This is a genomic window from Leptotrichia sp. (genome assembly GCF_057270615.1).
The window spans coordinates 1-1,910 of sequence record NZ_DBHIXN010000119.1 but is presented as its reverse complement, the minus strand read 5'-3'; the positions used below and the strand labels follow the sequence as shown (position 1 = coordinate 1,910).

The following is a 1,910-nucleotide window of genomic DNA, read 5'->3' as shown; positions in this document are numbered from 1 at the left end:
TTCGTAAACAGTACTTTATGTATTTTTACTGTCTACTTAAGTAGGACTATATCAACAGGACTAAGGCCTTTTCTTAATTTATTTGTCTAACTTTTTGAGATTAGCACACAGTATAAGTCAACAACTACTTTTTTATTGTTTAGTTCTATCTCAAATATTATTCAATCAAAACAACTTTTTGATGATTTCTGAGACATTATTTTTTCCAGCTCGCCCATCACTTGGTGTCTTAGCCATGGTAATAGTATAACGATTATCATCAAAATATGTTAACATTTACTATGGAAATTATTGAAAAATTAATGTTCTCTAATCTCGATATATTTAGTATTCCCAATAGTTATCTCACCTTTGTCGCAATTATACTCATATTTCAAAAATTTATCCTTGTTAACATTAATGTCAAATCCTGACACTAGAAAAACATTTTCAGGAATTGCATATTTTTCGTTTAGATGATAAATCTCTTGAGATTTCGATCTAGTTTCAACTATAATTCTTTGGTTAATATCCAAACAAAGTACATTTTCCTTTTCTGTTAAATCTTTACCTAACAAAACTTTTTTATCTGATTCTTTAAAATATACTTTATTTCCAAATCTATTTTTAGGAACCTTATATTTTACATATAGTTCTTTTTTTACTTTAGAATATGCATGTATAAAAGTAAAATTACTAATTTTTATAGTATGATCATCCTGAATCTCAATACTGACATTTGTATTCTGTATTTTTATCTTTTTATCATTTTTATCTAATTTATAAGCTGTTTTTCCTATAAATAATAGATTACCTAGAATATGAAAACTTGAAACAGAATATAAAAACTCCCTCTTATCAAATCCATACTTATTCATCAAGTACCAGTGTCCTTGAATATCAATACCTGATTTCCCACCACTAATAAATTTTAACAATATATTTGCCTTGGGATTCCTATAAAAGAAACGACTATATAACCATAATAATACCATTCCAATAGCTTCAATAACAATAAATCTAAATAGAGAGGTCATTATATAAACAAATATTATGTTGTAAGTTGAGTTTTTCTTATATACAAAAAAATAATAAACTCTCATTTGCTTATCAAAAGTAACATTTTCTATCTTATAATCAGCACCTCGATACTCTACAGTTAAATTTTTAATTGAATATAATCTATCTATTATTTTATCTAATTCTAAACTTATTATTCCCTGTCTTGCATGTTCTCCATCAATAAAATCAAGAAGATATGTGGTATCTTTTAAAGTACTATTTCCAATTGTCTTTATTTCTTTACCATCGTTAAACAATCTAACTTCTTTAGGTACATACTTAATATACTCTAATTTATTTTGTAATAAATATTTCTCAACATTTTGAGATGATATTAGCATTACTGAAACAAATAATATTGGTGCCAATAAAACCACTATCACTCTTCCACGTACTAAAATAGAGCTTGCTCTTAAAGATAAATTATCTCCAAAATATTTTGTAAACAAATCTTCTGTAAATAACATAGAAGCAACTGCCAAGATAGCAGAAAGAAATCCCCATTGAGAAATAGTAAGCCAACCAAATAATATCAAAATACCAACAACTATAATACTAGTTATAATTATAGTGATAGGTGACATATATTTTTTATAATATGAAAATAGAAAAATAAAAATCACCAATGAAACTAACAATATTGTAAAAATATAACTCATCATAACCTCCAATTACGATTTTTATTATATCAAAAAGCAATACTCCATCCAAATAAATTATTGTTGATAAAAAAGACATACATTGAAGTTATTTTAAAATCCAATAAATCCTCTTTCGCTAATAGCATTTACCTCAGGCATTTGATATAATTTTCCTCAGAGGTATTTTTATTTATGAAGAAACAAGCTTTTAGTTCTGAACAGTATTTG

The 1,910-nt window shown here is 25.6% G+C and carries 1 protein-coding gene; it reads right to left on the bottom strand.

Annotated elements, in window-relative coordinates:
- Window positions 1-299: 299 nt before the first annotated feature.
- Window positions 300-1,700 carry a hypothetical protein gene (locus ACO409_RS10765; protein ID WP_307996669.1) on the bottom strand — a complete coding sequence of 467 codons (1,401 nt, stop codon included), beginning with the start codon at window positions 1,698-1,700 and terminating at the stop codon, window positions 300-302.
- Between the last annotated feature and the right edge of the window lie 210 nt (window positions 1,701-1,910).

What these genes read in the sequence shown, in the direction of transcription:
- ACO409_RS10765 (WP_307996669.1), bottom strand. Translation starts at nt 1,700, where the DNA reads ATGAGTTATATTTTTACAATATTGTTAGTTTCATTGGTGATTTTTATT.